General features: G+C 72.4%; 19 protein-coding genes and 3 pseudogenes. 8 read left to right on the plus strand and 14 right to left on the minus strand.

The genetic code is table 11. From position 1 onward, the window contains the following. Nucleotides 1-17: 17 nt before the first annotated feature. On the minus strand, nt 18-1,226 hold the full coding sequence (locus tag BU52_RS04970; protein ID WP_037928651.1) for a DUF2235 domain-containing protein: 1,209 nt from the start codon (nt 1,224-1,226) through the stop codon (nt 18-20). 109 nt (nt 1,227-1,335) lie between these two features. Next, nucleotides 1,336-1,491, minus strand: a pseudogene (locus BU52_RS33250) (DNA-binding response regulator); the annotation flags it as partial. A 188-nt stretch (nt 1,492-1,679) separates the two neighbouring features. On the opposite strand from BU52_RS33250, the gene BU52_RS32705 reads away from it, so the two are divergent. Further along, the gene (locus BU52_RS32705; RefSeq protein ID WP_078903113.1) at nt 1,680-4,994 is read left to right on the plus strand and encodes a phosphocholine-specific phospholipase C; all 3,315 of its coding nucleotides are present in this window, start codon (nt 1,680-1,682) and stop codon (nt 4,992-4,994) included. Between the two features lie 17 nt (nt 4,995-5,011). Here the strand turns inward: BU52_RS32705 and BU52_RS36160 are convergent. Continuing rightward, nucleotides 5,012-5,175: pseudogene (locus BU52_RS36160) on the minus strand (RidA family protein); the annotation flags it as partial. A gap of 11 nt (nt 5,176-5,186) precedes the next feature. Between BU52_RS36160 and BU52_RS04985 the strand changes: the two are divergent. Beyond that, a pseudogene (locus BU52_RS04985) lies at nt 5,187-5,590 on the plus strand (WCX domain-containing protein); the annotation flags it as partial. A 146-nt stretch (nt 5,591-5,736) separates the two neighbouring features. Continuing rightward, on the plus strand, nt 5,737-6,609 hold the full coding sequence (locus BU52_RS04990; protein ID WP_037928658.1) for a LolA-like protein: 873 nt from the start codon (nt 5,737-5,739) through the stop codon (nt 6,607-6,609). A 195-nt stretch (nt 6,610-6,804) separates the two neighbouring features. On the opposite strand, the gene BU52_RS04995 is transcribed toward BU52_RS04990, so the two are convergent. Together BU52_RS04995 and BU52_RS36775 are read right to left on the minus strand one after the other, a co-directional pair. Then, nucleotides 6,805-7,140, minus strand: coding sequence for a hypothetical protein (locus BU52_RS04995; protein WP_037928661.1), 336 nt, complete (start codon nt 7,138-7,140; stop codon nt 6,805-6,807). Between the two features lie 60 nt (nt 7,141-7,200). Beyond that, nucleotides 7,201-7,332: a hypothetical protein gene (locus BU52_RS36775; protein ID WP_268747594.1), complete on the minus strand. Its 132-nt coding sequence runs from the start codon at nt 7,330-7,332 to the stop codon at nt 7,201-7,203. Nucleotides 7,333-7,540: 208 nt separating this feature from the next. On the opposite strand from BU52_RS36775, the gene BU52_RS05000 reads away from it, so the two are divergent. Beyond that, nucleotides 7,541-7,906 carry a transglycosylase family protein gene (locus BU52_RS05000; RefSeq protein WP_037928664.1) on the plus strand — a complete coding sequence of 122 codons (366 nt, stop codon included), beginning with the start codon at nt 7,541-7,543 and terminating at the stop codon, nt 7,904-7,906. A gap of 179 nt (nt 7,907-8,085) precedes the next feature. On the opposite strand, the gene BU52_RS05005 is transcribed toward BU52_RS05000, so the two are convergent. Then, nucleotides 8,086-9,597 (minus strand): MFS transporter, encoded by a 1,512-nt coding sequence (locus tag BU52_RS05005; RefSeq protein WP_107061080.1) that lies wholly within the window; start codon nt 9,595-9,597, stop codon nt 8,086-8,088. Between the two features lie 278 nt (nt 9,598-9,875). Here BU52_RS05005 and BU52_RS05010 point away from each other — a divergent pair, with 278 nt between their 5' ends. Further along, the gene (locus tag BU52_RS05010) at nt 9,876-10,349 is read left to right on the plus strand and encodes an SRPBCC family protein (protein WP_037928669.1); all 474 of its coding nucleotides are present in this window, start codon (nt 9,876-9,878) and stop codon (nt 10,347-10,349) included. A gap of 193 nt (nt 10,350-10,542) precedes the next feature. On the opposite strand, the gene BU52_RS05015 is transcribed toward BU52_RS05010, so the two are convergent. The 5 genes from BU52_RS05015 to BU52_RS05035 form a co-directional block, all read right to left on the minus strand. Continuing rightward, nucleotides 10,543-11,253, minus strand: coding sequence for a 2-phosphosulfolactate phosphatase (locus BU52_RS05015; RefSeq protein ID WP_037928672.1), 711 nt, complete (start codon nt 11,251-11,253; stop codon nt 10,543-10,545). 62 nt (nt 11,254-11,315) lie between these two features. Then, a complete protein-coding gene (locus BU52_RS05020) occupies nt 11,316-11,750 on the minus strand; it encodes a VOC family protein (RefSeq protein WP_037928674.1) in 435 nt (144 codons plus the stop codon). A 385-nt stretch (nt 11,751-12,135) separates the two neighbouring features. Continuing rightward, nucleotides 12,136-12,282 carry a hypothetical protein gene (locus tag BU52_RS36165; protein WP_235216255.1) on the minus strand — a complete coding sequence of 49 codons (147 nt, stop codon included), beginning with the start codon at nt 12,280-12,282 and terminating at the stop codon, nt 12,136-12,138. Between the two features lie 67 nt (nt 12,283-12,349). After that, nucleotides 12,350-12,574, minus strand: a complete 225-nt coding sequence (locus tag BU52_RS05030; RefSeq protein ID WP_037928680.1) for a helix-turn-helix domain-containing protein — start codon at nt 12,572-12,574, stop codon at nt 12,350-12,352. A 136-nt stretch (nt 12,575-12,710) separates the two neighbouring features. Beyond that, nucleotides 12,711-13,157, minus strand: a complete 447-nt coding sequence (locus tag BU52_RS05035) for a hypothetical protein (protein ID WP_235216256.1) — start codon at nt 13,155-13,157, stop codon at nt 12,711-12,713. A gap of 527 nt (nt 13,158-13,684) precedes the next feature. Here BU52_RS05035 and BU52_RS05040 point away from each other — a divergent pair. Next, a complete protein-coding gene (locus BU52_RS05040; protein ID WP_037928684.1) occupies nt 13,685-14,200 on the plus strand; it encodes a GNAT family N-acetyltransferase in 516 nt (171 codons plus the stop codon). 54 nt (nt 14,201-14,254) lie between these two features. Here BU52_RS05040 and BU52_RS05045 read toward each other — a convergent pair whose 3' ends face one another. Further along, nucleotides 14,255-14,761, minus strand: coding sequence for a TspO/MBR family protein (locus tag BU52_RS05045; RefSeq protein ID WP_037928687.1), 507 nt, complete (start codon nt 14,759-14,761; stop codon nt 14,255-14,257). A gap of 210 nt (nt 14,762-14,971) precedes the next feature. Between BU52_RS05045 and BU52_RS05050 the strand changes: the two genes are divergently transcribed. Further along, nucleotides 14,972-15,313 carry a WhiB family transcriptional regulator gene (locus BU52_RS05050; RefSeq protein WP_037928690.1) on the plus strand — a complete coding sequence of 114 codons (342 nt, stop codon included), beginning with the start codon at nt 14,972-14,974 and terminating at the stop codon, nt 15,311-15,313. A gap of 73 nt (nt 15,314-15,386) precedes the next feature. Here the strand turns inward: BU52_RS05050 and BU52_RS05055 are convergent, their stop codons facing one another. Both BU52_RS05055 and BU52_RS05060 read right to left on the minus strand, forming a co-directional pair. Further along, nucleotides 15,387-15,752: a gas vesicle structural protein GvpA gene (locus tag BU52_RS05055; protein ID WP_037928695.1), complete on the minus strand. Its 366-nt coding sequence runs from the start codon at nt 15,750-15,752 to the stop codon at nt 15,387-15,389. Between the two features lie 83 nt (nt 15,753-15,835). Continuing rightward, on the minus strand, nt 15,836-16,834 hold the full coding sequence (locus tag BU52_RS05060; protein WP_037928934.1) for an ArsR/SmtB family transcription factor: 999 nt from the start codon (nt 16,832-16,834) through the stop codon (nt 15,836-15,838). Between the two features lie 140 nt (nt 16,835-16,974). Between BU52_RS05060 and BU52_RS05065 the strand changes: the two genes are divergently transcribed. Then, nucleotides 16,975-17,925, plus strand: coding sequence for an SMP-30/gluconolactonase/LRE family protein (locus BU52_RS05065; RefSeq protein WP_037928936.1), 951 nt, complete (start codon nt 16,975-16,977; stop codon nt 17,923-17,925). Nucleotides 17,926-18,186 lie beyond the last annotated feature (261 nt).

An 18,186-nucleotide genomic window follows, 5' to 3' on the forward strand; every position in this document is an offset into this window, starting at 1 on the left:
CGACCGGGCCGCCCGCCTCATCCGGCCCGGTGGAGTCCTCCGCGGCCGTCCGCCGCCGCTCCCGGACCGGACGGAGCCGGGGGCAGGGGCGGCAGGCCCGCGGCGATGCCCGGCAGCAGCACGGGCTCCAGCCGGACCCGGTCCTGCCTGCCCAGGTAGCGCTCCAGCTCCGGCGGCCGGTAGCCGGGGTCCCGGTCATGGCGCTCCTTGGCCGGCACCGCCAGGAACTCGTCGCCGTCCGGATCGCCGTGGGCGTCCACCGCCTCCCCGAGACGCCGGTGCAGCGGCCTGGACAGGCGGTACGCACCCGTCCTCGAGACGTGGACGGTGCCCGAACCGTCCGGCCGTACGCGGAAGTCGGCGCACTCCTCGGGCCTCATCACCCGTGGCCCCTCCGGGCTGAGCGCGTCGGCGTCGAACTCCAGCCCGTGCCGGCGGGCCTGGTCGGCCATCCACAGCAGCGTGACGTCGGACAGCCCCGTCTCCGCGTACCCGCCGCCGACGTCACTGTGGGCCCCGGCGAACCACACCTGCTTCAGCTCCTGTCCCTGCGCGCCCGCACCGGGCTGCCGGTGCCACAGCGCCGGCCGGAACGCGGAGCGCTGTTCATCGACGGCCAGCGCGTGGAAGGCCGCGCGGACCCAGCTGCTCAGCTCGGTGTTGTGGAACGCCCAGTGCCGGTTGACCCGGTTCGCCGCGGGCCGCAGCCAGGCCGCGCCCGGGACGGGGATGCCCAGGGCCCCGACCGTGTCCCACACGCCGATGAAGGCGATCTCCGTCTCCCGCGCGTACGAACGGCGGAACAACGTGGCGGCGGCGCCGTTCGGTTGCTCGACCCGGTCACGGTACAGAGCCCATGCCTGCGGGATCCGGTCGGCGTGGTCCCTGCGCAGGATGCCACTGTTGCGGACCAGCCCGGCCAGACTGCGGGCCGTGAACGCGCCACGGCTGAAGCCGAAGAGGAACACCTCGTCGTCGGGCTCGTAGGACTCGACGAGGAACCGGTAGGCGTCCACGATGTTCCGGGACAGTCCCACACCGAACGCTCCGCCGCGCAGCCGCTCCCACCGGTGTGTGCCGACACCGCTGTGGTAGTGGACGCGCTGCTCCTTCCCGGCGGCGGTCCACGGGTCCACCGACAGGGCGATCTTGGCGACGTTGGTCTTGCTCGGCTGGTCCGCGAAGTTCCAGGTGCCGTCGCAGCAGACGACGAGACGCTTGGCCATGATCCCTCCCGGGAGAGCGGAGCGGCCCGCAGCGCCACTTCCAGCGTCGCACCGTCCGGCGCGCCGCGCGAACGGGAGGGCGCTCCCCGGCCGCCCCGAAGGAGCGCCGTCAGGGACGGCGGCCGTTCACCGGACGGTGCGGAACGGCGGCGACCCGGCGGTCGACCCGCTGGGCGGGCACCAGGTCCAGCTCGGCGAAGATGTCGCGGAGGTGTTCGTGGACGGCGCCGTCGGTGACGACGAGCCGCTCGGCGACGGCGCCGTTGCTCCGTGGTGCGGCCCGCGGAGAGGGAGCGGGAACAGTACAGCCTGCTGCACCACCGCTCCGGCTGCCCAGGGGACCCGCGGCAGGGCCCACCGGCAGCGGAACAGCCGATGTCGCACGGTGAACGGTCGGCGAAAACCGTCGTGCGGGGTTTTGCCGCACGGTGTCCGCCCCTTAGCGTCCCCCGCATGTCCGACGTTTCCCGCCGCAAGGTTCTCGGCGCTCTCGCCGGTGGGGCCGCGCTCTCCTTCCTGCCCCCGTCGCTGCACGAGGCGATGGCCGCGCCGATGCCGCGCGGCGGCCTGCGCGCCATCGAGCACGTGATCGTCCTGATGCAGGAGAACCGCTCCTTCGACCACTATTTCGGCACCCTGAAGGGTGTGCGCGGTTTCGGCGACCGCACGCCGCTGCGTCTGCCCTCCGGGGCCGGCGTGTTCGCGCAGCCGCGGTCCGGGGGCGGCACGGTCCTGCCGTTCTCGGCCCGCCGGGCGGCGGTCGACGCGGGCCGCCCGGAGAGCGACATCCAGTACCTGGGCGCCCTCGCGCACGGCTTCTCCGACGCCCATCAGGCCCGGGCGAACGGCTGGTGGAACGACTGGGTGGCCGCCAAGACCCAGAGCAGCATGGCCTACCACGACCGGCGTGACATCCCGCTCCAGTACGAACTGGCCGACCGCTTCACGATCTGCGACTCCTACTTCTGCTCGGTCTACGGCTCGACCAACCCCAACCGCAACTACCTGTGGACCGGCACCACCGGCTACGAACCGGACGGTGGCGGGCGGGCCGTCACCAACGCCGCGTACGGCCACGACCACGCCGGCTACACCTGGACGACGTACCCGGAACGGCTTGAGGCCGCCGGCATCTCCTGGCAGATCTACCAGGAGTGGGACAACTTCACCGACAACGCGGTCGAGTACTTCAGGCCCTGGAAGGAGATCGGCCGGAAGATCCTCTCCAGGGTCGGCGGCCGGTACGCGACCACCGAGCAGTTCTACGACAGCCTGCTGCGCAAGGACCCGGAGCAACGCAAGGCCGAACTGGCCGAGTTCCAGCAGGGCGTCGACGCGCTGACGGTGGCCGAACGCCGGCTGTTCCTGCGCGGCGCCCACCGTTCCGAGCCGGACACGCTCGTCAGGCGGATCCGCTCCGACATCGCCGCGGGAACCCTGCCGAAGATCAGCTGGGTCGTCCCGACGGCGGCGCTGTCCGAGCACCCCAGCACCTCCACTCCCGTCGGCAGCGCCAACCTGGTCCACGACCTCCTCGACGCCATCGCGAGCGACCCGGAGACCTGGTCGAAAACGGTGCTGTTCATCAACTTCGACGAGAACGACGGCTACTTCGACCACGTCCCGGCCCCCGTCGCGCCACGGCCGGCCTCCGGCAACGACGACGACTGGTTCGACGGCAGCCCGGTCGGCCCCGGCCCGCGCGTGCCGATGACGATCGTGTCGCCCTGGACGGTGGGCGGCTTCGTCAGTTCCCAGGCGTTCGACCACACCTCGGTCATCCGGTTCCTGGAGCGGTGGACCGGCGTCCACGAGCCCAACATCAGCGCCTGGCGCCGCAGCGTGTTCGGCGATCTCACCTCCGCCTTCGACTTCCACCGCGCGCACCGGCAGCCGGAGGTCGAGCAGCCCGGTGCGGTCCCGGCGCCGGTCGGCCGCTGGAACCCCGTACCGCCGAAGGAGCAGTCGCTCCCCGGGCAGGAGCCCGGCACCCGACGGACCCGGCCCTCCCCCTACCGGCTGTCCCTGCGCCCCGACGTCACCCGCGACGGCGTCCGCCTCCGGCTCGGCAACGACGGAGCCACCGGCGCCTGGTTCACCGCCTACCCCGGCGACGGCACCGCCCCGCACACCTGGACGGTCCCCGCGCGCGGAAGGGCCGACCACGCCGTCGCACACGGCGACGACGGCTACGACCTCCAGGTGCACGGACCCGGCTGGTCCGTGTGGGAGCTGCGCGGCACCGGCCGGGGCGCCGAGGCGTACCTCGCCGGGCACCCGGCCACCGGCCAGGTACGCATCGTGTGCTCCAACCCGTCCCCCGGCACCCGCACACTGCTCGTCGGAGAGTCGGTCCACTCCCGTGGCCGTGGCGACCGCGTGCACAGCGTCACCCTCAGGCCCGGCGCGTCCCACACGGTGCGTCTGCGCCCCGCCGGCCACGGCTGGTACGACATCGTGGTCGTCGACCGCGACGACCCGGCCTTCCTGCGCCGCATGACCGGCCGCCTGTGCCACGAAGGCCCCGGTGTCACCGACCCGGCGACCGGCACGGCCCCCGCGCTGTCCGCGGCCATCGGCCTGCCCGAGCCCCTGCCCTCCCTGGACACTCCGTTCACCCGGGGCAACCCGACCGACGTCGTCGTCACCCTGCGCAACCACAGCCGCGACCGGCTCGACGGCCTCTCCGCCGCGCTGATCGCCCCGTCCGGCTGGACGGTCCGACGGCCCGGTACGGCACCGGGAACCTTCGCGGCCGGAGCCTCGGCCGACCTGCGCTTCACCGTCACCCCCTCACGCGACGGCACCGGCGGCCGATTGGCCGTCGCCGCGTACGCCCAGGCGGACGGACTGCTCCGGTTCGCCGACGCGCGCCTGCGCACCGAGGTCGCCCCGGCCGTGACCGTCACGCCGGTCCTCCCGGACGGCTGGCGGGCCACGGTCCGCGGCACCGCGCCGACGTCGGTCCCGGCCCGCTCCCGCGCGACCCTCGCCTGGGACGTCGTGGCACCCGTCACGGCGGCGCGCGTCTCCGCCACCCTGGAGGCGACCGTCAGGGGGAAGCAGGGCGGCGACTCCACGGAGGTGTCCGCGTCCCTGCCCGTGAGGACCGGCCCCGTCATGACCGGGCACCTCCTCGCGGAAGACTTCGAGTCCGCCGCCCCCGCCCTCGCTCCGGCCACCGACCTCGACCGTCCCGGTCTGCTCGGCTGGAGCGGAACCGCCCCCGAGGGCTGGACGGTCACCAACGCGCCCGGCATGCCCGAGGGCACTCGGGAGCTCCAGGGCTGGACGTTCCTGTCCAAGCAGTTCTGGTTCCCCGCCGGGCAGAACCGCTCGCACTTCACCCGGGCCCTCGGCGTCGTCGCCGTCGCCGACCCCGACGACTGGGACGACACGGGGGGCCCGTCGGGCCGCGGCCGGTTCGACACGACACTGACCAGCCCGGCGGTGGACATCCCGCCCGGCACCTCCGCCCTGCACCTGGGCTTCGACTCCCACTACCGGCAGGAGAGCCCCCAGGAGGCCGAGGTCACCGTTGTCTTCGACTCCGGCGACACGGTGCGGCTCCTCCACTACAGCAGCGCAGGCTCCGGCAACATCAACCTGGGACGGGACCAGGAGAACCGCCTCGTCCGGCTCTCCTGCCCCGTCCCGGCCGGAGCCGGCTCGGCACGGGTGGCCTTCCGGCTGTTCAACGCGGGCAACAACTGGTACTGGGCGATCGACAACATCCGCCTGGGCACCGCCCCGATCACGGACGCCTGACCACTGGCCCTCTGTGCTCACGCGACGGCGGTCCCCTCGAGTTCGACCATCTGGCCGGGGACCGCCAGCCGCGTCACCCCGGGCCCATGCCGGCCTCCCCGAACACGGCCTCCAGGTTGTCGAGGCTCAGCGCCAACGGGACGGCCATGTTCCCCTCGTCCAGCGGCTTTCCGTCACCGCTGGCGCGGTGCTCGCTCCGGCCGCGCGCCGAGGGTGCTGGCCGCCGAGGAACTCGCCGAACCGGCCCGGCGACCGCATCGGGTCGATCCGGGCCGGGCCTGGAGGGAGCGCTGCGCGCGGTTCCCGTCCGACGGCCACATCGTCGTGCTGGTCGGGGTGCATCCGCAACGGCGGGAGAACCGCTGAGCACCACGGTGGCCGTCCGCGCGGCGGAACCCGGCAGTGACGGCTGGCTCCGGCTGGAAGCGACGTACCAGGATCTCCGACATGCCGAGTGGGCGCTGTGGCAGCTCGGCACGGACGCCGAGGCGCTGACTCCGGAGCAGTTGCGCGTCTCCCTGCGCGACCGCGCCGCCGCGATGGCAGCCCGGTACGGCCGCACGTCCCGTTCCGAGGAGCCGGCCGAACCGCGCTGACCGGCTCGGACGCATCCGGACCCGGCGTACTTCGTCCTCAACTGCCCCATGCGGCAGGGTGTTTACCCGCTTGCCCGGGGTATCCGGTCGCCGACTCGCTCTTGTGCCGATGGGCGGGCGGACTCGTTGAGGAGATGGGGTTGCGTATGCGTCGCAGGGGGACGAAGGCCGGCACGATCACGATGGCCGCGGTCATGGGGAGCCTGGTCCTGACCGGATGCGGTGGTGACGGTGAGTCGGAGGGCAAGGGTGACGCGTCGCCGAGCGCGACCGTCGGTCGAGGGAGCGGCCAGGAGCAGGGCACGACGGCGGTGCGAGCCGCCTACGACAAGACCGCCGAGGCGGAGTCGGCACGCATGACGGTCCGTATGAAGATGGCTGCCGAGGGCAGGACCGTCACCTCCGACGGGGAGGGCGTCCTCGATCTGGCCGGGGGCGACAGCGTCATGACCGTCGAAGCGCAGGGCGAGCGCCTGGAGCAGCGGGTGGTCGACGAGGTCCTGTACCAGAAGGCTCCGGGGCAGAAGACCCCCGGTGGCAGGCCCTGGATCAAGATCGACCTGCGGAAGGTCGCCGAGCAGCAGGGTGTGAACAACCAGCAGATCGGTGACCCGGCCCAGACCGCGGCCTATGCCAAGGCGATCACCGACAAGGACGTCACCGAGGTCGGCACCGAGAAGGTCGACGGGGTGAACACCACCCACTACCGGGTCTCGGTGGATGTCGCCCGGCTGCCGGGCGGCGATCAGATGCGGAAGCAGCTCGGACCGACGCTGCCGATGCAGGTCTGGCTCGACGACGAGGGCCGGCTCCGCCGGCAGCAGATCGACATGACGGTCAAGGCCCCGGCCTCCGCCTCGGCGAAGCCCGACGGCGGCGCGGCCCCCCGGCAGCTCGAGATGACCACGGTCATGGAGTTCTCGGACTTCGGTACCGAGGTCGACGCCGAGGCCCCGCGGGCCGACCAGGTGACCGACATGACCGACAGGGTCCTCCGCGGCGGCCGACAGCAGGGCTGATCGGCGGGGGACCGCCATGCCGAGGCCGACCGCTGGGTGGGGAGGCCGCGAGGGACGATGGGCGGGACCGTTCCAGGCTGGACGGTCGCAGCGCGCGGACGGTACCCGGAAGCACCCTCGCGAGTGGTGCCGTCCGCGCGCCCGTTCCACGCGCCCGCGGTGTTCGCCTCGCCGCCTGTCCGCCCGCCTCGACCGCTATGCCGGATGAGCCACCGCGGCCTTCTGCAGTTCCACGGCTGCCACCAGGCTCAGCCGCGGTTCCGCCTGACGGAGCGCCTTCACGGCCGCCACCGAGGCGACATCTCCGGTGAAACCGACCGCGGCCAGCCGGGCGCGGGCCCAGCGGGCGCGCAGTTCGGCGTCGGTGGCCGCCGCGGCCGACTCGGCGAGCGCGACAGCGCGCTCCAGACCCGGCCGCTCCTCGGGAGCGGCCTCGGACAGGGCCTCACACAGAGCTGCACCGATCACGTCGGCGTCCCGGATGGTCAGCACAAAGTTGTTGCCGGCACTCAGCTTCCCGAAGCCTCTCATGGAGATCATCCTGGCCGTCGGGCAACGGACGTCACAAGGCAATTGAGAACAAGTTGAGCCTCAACCCGCCGACGGGGCGGCGCCACCGTCCGGCGTGCCGGCGGCCAAGGCCCCCTCCGCCAGACCGGTGTCGCGCATGGCGCGGTCGACGGGGCCGGTGAGGGTGCTGTCGGCCCCGATGACGGTCTCCACGTCACCGCGGCGAAGCCACCGACCGCGTGAACTCCGAGCACCGCTGCGCATGCTGACGCGCCATGTCCATGTCCCGCCCCGGTCGCTCTGACCCGTACGTGCGGTGATGACGAGATCCGGGTCAAGGGGGTGCTGTTTCCCCCCGTCCGGCGTAAGAAGACGGCATCCGGCATGCCGTCGCCCCGGCGCGTGACGTAACAGTCTCCCTATGACAAGCAGACGACACAGTCATGCGGGTCTCCCGCGCACCGCGCGCGGGACCCGGGTCCGGACCGCCCTGGTGGTCCTGGTCGCCGCGGCTGCCCTCGGCACGACGACCGAGGCGGTGGCCTCGCCCGCGATCACCTCGGGAGCCGACTGGGACGCCATCGCCGAGTGTGAATCCGGCGGTAACTGGAAGGCCAACACCGGCAACGGCCACTACGGAGGGCTGCAGTTCAAGCAGTCCAGCTGGGCCGCGGCCGGCGGTCTGAAGTACGCCCCGCGCGCGGACCTGGCCACCCGGAAGGAACAGATCGCCGTGGCCGAACGGCTGGCCCGCATTCAGGGAATGTCGGCCTGGTCCTGCGCCTGAGCCCCCGAACCCGCCGGGACGCGAACGCTTGCGGCGACTGCGGCTGTGCGCTCGCCTTGCCGGCCGAGGCTCTGATACGGCGGGCGGACCGGCCCTGGGCACGGAGGCCGCCCGGGCAGGCGTGCGCACGGAGCCCTTGCGGGAGAGCGCCCACCGACCGACGACGCCCCGCGGGCGGGTCAGCCCTGCCGGGCGTGCACCGGGTCGTTCGCGACCTCCTCCGGGCACCTCCGGTGCGGCTCGCGCGTGCGCCGGTCGCGCCGGAAGTCGAACGCCGCCAGGGCGAGCGACGCCAGCATCATGACGAGGGCGGCGCCCAGCGCGACGACCACGGCGCCCTCGTAGTCGTCGCTCCTGCCGAGCACCAGATAGAAGAGGCCCGGCAGGGCCGCCGTACCCACCGCCGCGCCGAGCCGCTGCCCGGTCTGCAGGGCACCCCCTGCCGCACCCGCCATCCGTACGGGCACGTCCCGGAGCGTCATGGTGATGTTGGGGGAGACCACGAAGCCGCTGCCGACGCCGCCGATGAACAGGACAGGGGCGGCGACCCAGGGAGCGACGTCGAGGGGAGCGAAGCGCAGCAACAGCGCGGTTCCGCCCAGACCGACGATCACGCCCGCGAGCCCGCACACGGTGAGCAGCCGACCGAGCCGGTCCACCAGCCGGCCCGCGACCACGGCCGCACCCGCCGAGCCGAGGGCGAACGGAGTGACCGCGAGACCTGACCGGAGCGGCGAGAAGCCGAGGCCGTGCTGGTAGAAGAGGGCGAAGACGAGCCAGACGCCGCTGAAGCCGATGAAGTAGAGCGTGCCGACGCCTGCGCCCACCGCGTAGCCGCGCACCGTGGTGAACAGACGGGGGTCCAGCAGCGGTTTGCTGTCCCGGGCGACGAGACGGTACTGCCTCCGGACGAAGACGGCGAGGACCAGGGCGCCGAGGGGGAACATCCACCACAGGCGGGCCAGTCCACCGGACTCCGCCTGGACCAGGGGATACATGAGCGCGAAGACGCCGAGTCCGAGGAGCACGACACCGGGCACGTCCACCTGCCCGCGGCCGGACCGCCGGGTCCGGGGCAGCAGGCGGCGCCCGAGCAGGACGGCGAGGACGCCGATGGGGACGTTGACGTAGAAGACCCAGCGCCAGCCGTCCTGACCGCCGGCCAGCGCGAGGAGCGCCCCGCCGATGATGGGACCGGAGGCGGAGGAGATGCCGACGGTCGCGCCGAAGTATCCGAAGGCACGACCGCGTTCGGCTCCCCGGAACAACTGCTGGATCAGCGCCGAGTTCTGGGGAGCCATGAAGCCTGCCGCAAGTCCCTGGGCGAGGCGTGCCACGACCAGGAGCGTGATGTCGGGCGCCGCCCCGCAGGCCGCGCTGAAGACGACGAAGCCGCAGAGGGCGAACAGGAAGATACGGCGCCGGTCCAGGGCGTCTCCGAGTCGCCCGGCCGTGACGAGGGCGAGGGCGAAGGTGAGCGTGTAGCCGGACACCACCCACTGCACCTGCGCGGGGGACGCGTCCAGGTCCTCCTGCACGGTCGGCAGCGCGACCGCCACGATGGTGACGTCCAGCAGGCTCATGAAGCCGGCCACCAGGGTGACCCACAGGGCCCGCCACCGGTGCGGGTCCGGCCGGTACTCGTCCTCCCGGGCACCGGGGCCCCGGTCACCCGCCGCTGACGCTGTCACAAGGAGTCCTCTCGCACGCCCGACCCGGGCGAACAAGTTCCCCGGCCGGGGCGTGCGCACACCCGGCGACCTGCGAACGGGCCCGCGGGCGGGGCGGACGGGGCGGCGCCGGCTCCTCACCTCGCGTGGGAGGCGGTGGAGAACCCGGCCCACCCGCCGTCCCGGTCGACGATCTTTCTTTCACATCGAATTTCCGGGGTACCCGCCGCCATGGACAAGAACGGGAGGCCGGCCCGCACGCGTGGCCGGCTCCGCGAAGAACGGACCAGGAGGGATCAATGAGCACGGTCAAGGAAACGGTCGACGTGGAGGTCCCGCTCCGCAGGGCCTACGACCAGTGGACGCAGTTCGAGGACTTCCCGCGCTTCATGGAGGGCGTCGAGGAGGTCAGGCAGCTCGACGAACGGCACAACCACTGGACCACCAGCATCGGTGGGGTGCGACGGGAGTTCGACACGGAGATCGTTGACCAGCTCGTGGACGACCGGGTCACCTGGCGGTCCATCGGCGGTGAGGTCCAGCAGCGTGGCTCGGTCAGGTTCGAGCCGCTGGACGAGACGCACACCCGCGTGGAGCTCACCATGGATGTCGAGCCCACCGGCATCGCCGAGAAGGGCGCCGACGCCCTGGGACTGATCGACCGGCGGGTCAAGAGCGACCTGCGTCGGTTCAAGGACTACGTGGAGAGCGGCGGCAGCACCGGCGGCTGGCGCGGGCGCATCGCGCCGGGAGACCCCGGCGCCACGCACTGACGAGCCGGCACCGGACGACCGCACGGCTGCGCGGCGAGGACCCGCTGGACACCGCCCTTGAGGGCGCGGCAGCCGGTCCGTATCCACCGGGCTCCCGCACGAACACCACGTGCGGGGGCCCGCGCCGTGCGCGACCGGGGAGTGGCCGCGTGCCGAAGGGACCGGGGCCCGGAGTGAGCAGGGGCGGACTTCGTCACCGCGCACGGTGTGCGGCGGACACCGCACCCGGCCCGGTCCGCAGCGGTCGCACCACAGCCAGGTCCTCCTCGAGGCCGACCTTCATGGCGAAGTCGAACCGGTCCACCTCGAGACACAGCCCCACGTCGGTGGGGTGGGCCCCGCGACGTCGCCCGGCGCGCAGGGCGTGCGCGGCCGGGGAGTTGCCCGCGCGGTGCACATAGGGGCCGGGATCGGGACGTTCCCCGGCCAGGAGCCGGTCCAGGTACTCGGCGCACGCCAGATCCTCTGCCGCCCGGCCGTCCTCGCCGGTGGCGACGAAGGTCACCGCGTCGGCGCCGGCGTTCCTGAGCACCCGCGCCGTCGCGCCGGCCACGACGAAGCTCGCGCACAGCGCCAAGGTCGCCTCGACGACCGCAAGGGCCCCGACGGTTCCCGCGGTGGTCCTCTGAATCACCGTGCGGCCGGCCAGGTCGGCGTCCCGGAGCAGGCCCGGGGAGTTGACCAGGTCGAACCCGCTGACCGGGGCCCCGTCCTTGAGCGCGAGCCAGCCCGGGTGACCTGCCTTGATCGCCAGTGCCTCGTCCTGGTCGGCAGCGAGAACGATCTTGTCCGCCCCGCGGTGGAAGGCCCATGCGGCGGTGGTGAACGCCCGCATCACATCGATCACCACGGCCACCCGTTCGGTGCCGTCCACCTCGGGTATGCCGACCACTCGAGCGTCCATGCGGGGAGGGTGTCACCCCAACCTCGCTGTCTGCAAGGGACATTGAACCGGTCCAGGGACGCTCAGTCGAGACAGAACTCGTTGCCCTCGACGTCCTGCATCACGATGCACGACTCGTTGTGGTCGTCGGCGGGCAGCAGCCGCACGCGTGTCGCGCCGAGCGCGACCAGCCGTCCGCACTCGGCCTCGAGCGCGGCGAGTCGCTCTTCCCCCACGAGCCCGGTGCCGGCCCGCACGTCCAGATGGACCCGGTTCTTGACGACCTTCCCCTCGGGAACGCGCTGGAAGAACAGCCGCGGGCCGACCCCCGAGGGATCACCGCAGGCGAACGCCGAACCCTGTCGCTCGGGTGGCAGGGAACGATCGAAATCGTCCCACGTGGCGAACCCCTCCGGTGGCGGCGGCACGACGTACCCCAGTACCTCGCACCAGAAGCGGGCGACGCGCTCGGGTTCGGTGCAGTCGAACGTGACCTGGAACTTCCTGACCGCTGACATCGGCGCACCATAGCAGGGGGACACCCCCCGACAGCCGCACATCGAGTGGCAGCGTGACCGTCGGGGTCACGCTGCGCACAGCCGATGGGAGCACCTCGGAGCCTGGTCACCTACGAACCGGTCGGACTGCTCGTACGACGCTGGCGGCAACGCCGCAACCGGTCGCAGATGGACGCCGCGCTGGGAGCGAACGTGTCCACGCGCCACCTGAGCTGCATCGAGACCGGGCGCGCCACCCCGAACCGTGCCGCGACCGCCTTCTTCGCGGACCTGCCCGCCTCGCTGGTCACCCCGCCGGTCAACGTTCTGCGTGCCACTGCATGCACACGTGCTGCGCCGGCTGCGTCGTCAACCCGTCCGGTCGGCGGACGAGAGGCTCGCGGAACTACTGGCCGAACTCGAGTCGTACCCCGAACCCGCCGGCCGCGCCGAGGAGGAGAACCGCGACGACCTCGCCGTCCCGCTCCTCCTCTCCTCGGACCACGGTGACCTCGCGTTCCTCTGCACGACCAGCCGATGTGCTCAGGGCCATGACCCCGCAGCGGACGGGGGTGGAGAGGCTCAGCACGCCCGAAGACGGCGCAACGAGAAGGCCGCCGTCACCCACCCGAACGCCCGGCCTCCTCCAGCCGCCGGTGTGAACGGTTCCCGCCCCGGCTGCGCAGCGGGGCGTCCGCCTCGGTGAGGACACGGTGGACGAACCCGTACGACCGCCGGTGGGCCTCGGCTATGGCCCGGATGGACAGGCCGTTCTCGTACTGCTCCTTCATCTCCCGCGCGAGTTCCTCGCGGGCCGAACCTGTGATCTGCTTGCCCTTGGCCACGACTCGCCTCCTTCGATGATCGACGACTGGACGTGCTCGTCGTCTACCCCCTACAGGGCAACAGTCACAGGTTCACCGCGCGGCGCCGCCGCGGCATCGCATCCGGCCCCGGACGTCGTTGCCGCTCGCCGGCCGGTCAGCGCTCCAGGTCCCCGCGCATCTCGACGAAGAGCTTCCCCGCATCGGCGAGCGTGCTGTTCTCGAACAGCGCGACGGCCGCCGTTCCCTCGTCGGCCCAGCCGCAGATGACGTTGCCGTCCTCGCTCAGCGAGGCGAGCAGGCACTCCACCGAGCCGCCGAGCGGTCCCGGCTCCACCGGCTGAGCTTCGGGGTTCCCCAGCTCCGGGTCCCACTGGATGTGCTCGAGCATGCCCCGGAACAGGTGCTCACGACGCTTGCTGGTGTCCTCGGGCACATGATCGACGCCCTCGAAGAGCACCGGTGCCCCCTGGCCTCCCGGCTTCCCGTAGTTGCCGGCGACCAGTGTCATGCCGTCCCGTATCTCGCCCGGGTCGACGGGGATGTCCGTCAGGGCCCCCTCACCCGTCAGCTTGTTCAGGCCACCCGCGCTGGGAGCGTCCACCAAGGTACGCGGACCGCTCCGCTCCGCCGAAGGTGCCGGCGACGCGGGCTGTGAGGCCTGCGCGCTCGGGGAGGCGGAGGGAAGCCCCGCGTCTTCCGACCGACATCCACCGACGGCCAGCACCACCGTCACGGCCACCGCCGTCAGGCCCGCTCTCGCCGCAGACGCACGCTTCATCGAATCCCCCCGCTGTTGTTTCGCTCATGATCACTTCCGCCGTCCGTACGGCGGCAATGATCTGTGACGACGTGTTCCGGCCGGATGGTTCCCGCCCCGGGCGCCGCAGGGAGACACGTCCCCCTGGGCCATGCGGATGGTCTCGGGCCGCAAGGCCCCGGCCGGCGGCCCGCAAAGGCGTTGCCCCGAACCGGGAGAGGCGACTAGCGTCGCGCCGGCGCGACAGACGCGTGATCCCGGGATGGGGAGGTCGATGAATATGGCCGCCGTCGGCCCTCATCGGCATGCCTTCACCCGGCCCGCGCGACAACAGGGCGCGGCCCGGTCGTTCCCACGACCAGGAGAGACACATGTCTTCCTCTTCCCCGTCCGTCCACCCCGACGTGGTCACCGAGCGCCTCGTCCTCAGGCCCTGGACCATGGGCGAGGCCACCGCCGTCCTCGACGGCACGCGTTCCCCCCACTGGGCGGCCGACTTCCCCGCCGACGGGGACCGCGTGATCGCGGGCCTCTTCGGCCGGCACCCCGAGTGGCTCGGCATCCATGGCCACCGTCTGATCATCGAGCGCGACAGCGGCTTGGTGGTGGGCTCCATCGGCCTGTTCTGGCCCCCCGGCGAAGGCGTCCTGGAGATCGGATACGGCATCGTGGTCTCCCGCCGCGGCCGGGGCTACGCCCCCGAAGCGACCCGGGCCCTTGCCGAGTTCGCCCTCAGCGCGCCCGGTGTCCACACCGTGTCAGCCACCGTGGAGGTGTCGAACGCGTCCTCGGTCCGAGTCCTGGACAAGGCCGGCTTCCACCGCTGTGCCGCGGAGGGCAAAGAGGTCACGTTCGTGATCAGGAGTCCCGGCCGCGAACGCGGCTGACCCCCCGGGTCCCGGGGGCGAGCCCTTCCGGGACCCGGGCCGGCCCGCCGGCGCTCAGCGGTTGAGGCGGGCGATGGAGGCGTTCAGAGCGGTCGCGAAACAGCACCAGGCGGCGTAGGGCAGGAGGGTCCGTGCGGCCGTACGGTCGACGCGCGCGGTGCGACGCAGCAGGTCGGCGTTGCTGAGGTCGAGCAGCAGGGTGCCGACCAGCCCGGCCGCCGGGCTCCGACGGGCGAAGAACAGCCAGTTCCATGCCGCGTTCAACCCCAGGTTGACCCCCAGGCTCCCCGCAAGGAACCTGCGCTGCCGTACGTCGTCGGCGCGGCCGAGCGCGTGGCCCGCCGCGTACGCGAGGGTGCCGTACAACGGCGTCCACACGGCTCCGAACGACCAGGGCGGCGGCTGCCAGCCCGGTTTCCGGAGCGTGCGGTACCAGTCGCTGTCCGCGTCGACCGCCCGCGCGCCGGCGACGGCGGTGGCCGCCACCGCCGTCGCCGCGGCGCCGTAGCGGAGCCAGGGCTCCGATCGGGAAGGAGCGTGGTGGGGATGTGCGCGCCTCATGCTCCCCGGGTGCCCGAGGCGCAGACCGCCTCACCTGGGGCAGAGCGGAACCGGAACCGGGCCCCTCTCGCGGACAGACGTGAGTGAACCATGGCATTTCGCCCTACTGGTGGGTACGCTGTCGGGAATCCCCTGCCGGGTGCGCGGTGCCGAACAGGCACCGCTCGTCACCATGGGCTTCCGAGCCCGCGAGACAGGCAGGGACAGGCGATGGCCGACCACTACACACGTGCGGACTCACGGCACTGGCTCGATCGAGCGGCTTGCGCCGGCGAGGATCCCGAGATCTTCTTCCCGCTGTCCGACACCCTCGCACCCGGGGCGGAGGCCCGGGTCGCGCTGGCACTGTGCCGCCGCTGCCCCGTGCTGTCGGCCTGCCGCGGCTGGGCCGTCGAGCACGGGGAGGACAACGGCATCTGGGGAGCCACGACCGCCGCCCAGCGTCGAGCCATCCGGCGTGCCACCGCGAACGAGGGGATGAGGCCGGCGCGCCGCCTGCGCCACCCACCGGCGGACGACGCCCCCGGCACCGTGCCGCGGTCGGTGGGCTGATGCTAGCGGGACTCGTGCCGCCGAGCCGCCCTCGGCGACGCCGGAAACCCCCAGGGCTTGCGCGCGCCGCGCCCTACCTCCGCCGAGGTTCGTCGCGAGCCTGCTGAAAGGCCTCGGACACGGTCTCCGCGGCACCGGCCAGCAGCCCCTTGGCCACCCCACGAGAGCCCGACTCGCGCATCTTGTCCGGGAGTTCGGTCAGCCCGGTCGGCTTGCGCGGCCCCGACTCCAGATCCAGACGGTTGCACGCCTCGGCGAAGCGCAAGTAGGTGTCGACGCTGGCCACCACGATCCGAATGTCGATCTTGAGTATCTCGATGCCGACGAGAGACACCCGTATGAACGCGTCGATCACCAGTCCCCGGTCGAGAATCAGCTCCAGGACGTCGTAGAGGCCACTGGAGCCTCCCCCGCCACGCTGCGGCACCATCTGAGTCATCGCGATCAGCCCCTTTCCCAGCCCTCGTGCCCGCTGGGTGCCCCTTCATGTCCCCCACGGCCGGGCGGCCGGGATGCCGCGTCCTACGGTCTCCCGTCGAGCAGTGCCTGGCCGAGAGGACGCAGGGTGTGGAGGACCGCGGTGCCGGTTCTCTCGGTGCAGACCAGTCCGGCGTTGCGCAGCACGGCGGCGTGCTGGCTGGCACCGGCCGGCGAGATGCCGGTGCGTTCCGCGAGGGCCGTGGTGGTGGCCGGTGTCCGCAGCGCCGCCAGGACGGCCGCCCTGGTGCGGCCGAGCAGGGGAGCGAGGGCGTCGGCGGAGACGTCCATGGCGTCGGCCCCGTCGTTCATCGGGTACACCAGCACCGTCGGTTCGTCCGGGTGATACCCCACGAACGGCCTGGCGGCGAAGAAGGAGGGCACCAGCAGCAGACCGCGTCCGCACAGCGGCACGTCGTAGGTGGAGCGCGAGGGCAGGTGGAGGGTCGGGGGCTGCCACCGCCACGAGGGGGCGAGCGTGGTGAGCAGCGCGTCGACGCCTCCGCGCAACAGCATCTCCGCGCGCAGCCCGCGATCCGCCGCGGCGGCCGTCATGATGTGGGGCCACACTTCGTCGATCGACGAGCCGTGATAGTGGCGCAGGTCCCGGGCGAAGGCCTCGCGGCTCCGAGGGCTTCCCTCCGCGAGTTCGCGCAGCCGTCTCTCACCGTCGGTGGGTCGACCGTTGAGGCGCCCCGTATCGCCGGCGCCTTCGACGAGTCGCACCAGATCCTGGCGGAGCCTCGGGGCGGGGACGGCGTGGGCCGACTCGACCGCGTCGCTGAAGCAGGAGGCGTTCGGCTGCAGCAGGAAGTCGGGGAGATAGTCGTCTCGACGGACCAGGTCCGCCAGGATGCCCGCCCGGCTCACGGGTGTGCCACTCATCGCACGCTGCCACCGCAGCACTCCGGCGCGGCGCCCTTGGTGCGCCGTCGGCGCGCCCAGCAGCAGACGCACGCTGAGCGCCGTCTCGAACAGCGCGTCGGGACGCGGTGCGAGCACGATGCGACGCAGGTCGGCGGCCGAGAAATGCAGACGGATCACGATCACCGATTATCGGCAGCACCGAGCTTTTCAACCAGGGGTGAAAGGCAGGGCGTCGTCGCGCTCCGACGACCAGCCTGGGCGAGTCACTCGACGAACTTCTCGCGTTCACGGATGCTCCTGGAGGTCCATCCATGCACATGACGACACGTTTGCTCTGTCTGGGAGCCTCGGTTCTCCTCGCGGTGACCGGTCAGACCGGCACAGCCGGCGCCCGGGACCTTCCCGACACCTACGTCGTCTCCCGGGGGCCGGGAATCCTGCCCGAGGGCATCACCGTGGCGCGCGACGGCACGGTGTACGTGTCGTCCGACGGTACGGGACGGCTGTTCCGGGGCCACGTCAGCGACTCCGAGCTGCGTCCGTTCGCCGCGCGGGGCATCGACGACCGCACCAGCACCCTGGGTGTGCACACCGATCAACGGGGCCGCGTCCACTCCGTCGGTGGCGCGAGCCTCACGGTGCACGACGGGGGAGGGCGGCTGCTGGCCCGGCGTACGGCCCAGGACGGTCCCCTCGGCCCGGCGGACCTCAACGACCTGGTGATCACCAAGGACGCGGTGTACGCGACGGACTGGGCCAACCCCGTCATCCACCGGGCCGAGTTCCGGAACGGCCGGCTCGGCCCGCTGCGCCTGTGGCTCGACATCCGCGGCGCCTTCCCGCAGTTCCCGGCACAGTACTGGCTCCTCAACGGAATCGTGGCCGACCGTGCGGGCGAGACGCTGCTGGTGGCGTCCAACGGCACGGAGGCGCTCTGGCGTGTGGACACCGCCACGCGCGCCGTGGAACAGGTACAGCTGGGCGGAGAGTCGTTCGGAGCCGACGGCATGGTGCTGCGTGGCCGCACCCTGTACGCGGTGCTCAACTACGGCGCCCCGAGCGGGGTCTACATCGCGGAGCTGAACGATGACCTGCGCACGGGTGTGGTGCGGCACCGCATCACCGGCGAGCCGTTCGACCTGCCCACCACGCTCGCACGGCACGGCTGCCGGTTGTACGTCGTCAACAGCCAGCTCGACGATCCGCCCGGCGAGCCCCCGTACACGGTCTCGGCGATCGCCGATCCCACATGCCCGCAAGCGGGCTGAACGGAGCAGCCGGCACCAGGTGACCCCGGCGGATCCGGGCACCGGATCCGCCGCGCACTGCGCCCCGGGCGCGGCATCACATTCGCCGACCTCTCGACGACGACCGGGGCGCCGGAGCGCACCCTTCTCCCGGCTGGAGAGCGAGCAGCGCCGGGCGCCCCCGGAGTTGCTGCTGCCGCTGCCCCGTTCGTGCGACGTCCCGCCGGCCGTCGCGATCCGCGGGCGACGCCTGAACCGCACACCCGGGCTCACCGTCTCGCC

Source organism: Streptomyces toyocaensis (assembly GCF_000725125.1).
In the GTDB taxonomy this organism is placed as follows: Bacteria; Actinomycetota; Actinomycetes; order Streptomycetales; family Streptomycetaceae; genus Streptomyces; species Streptomyces toyocaensis.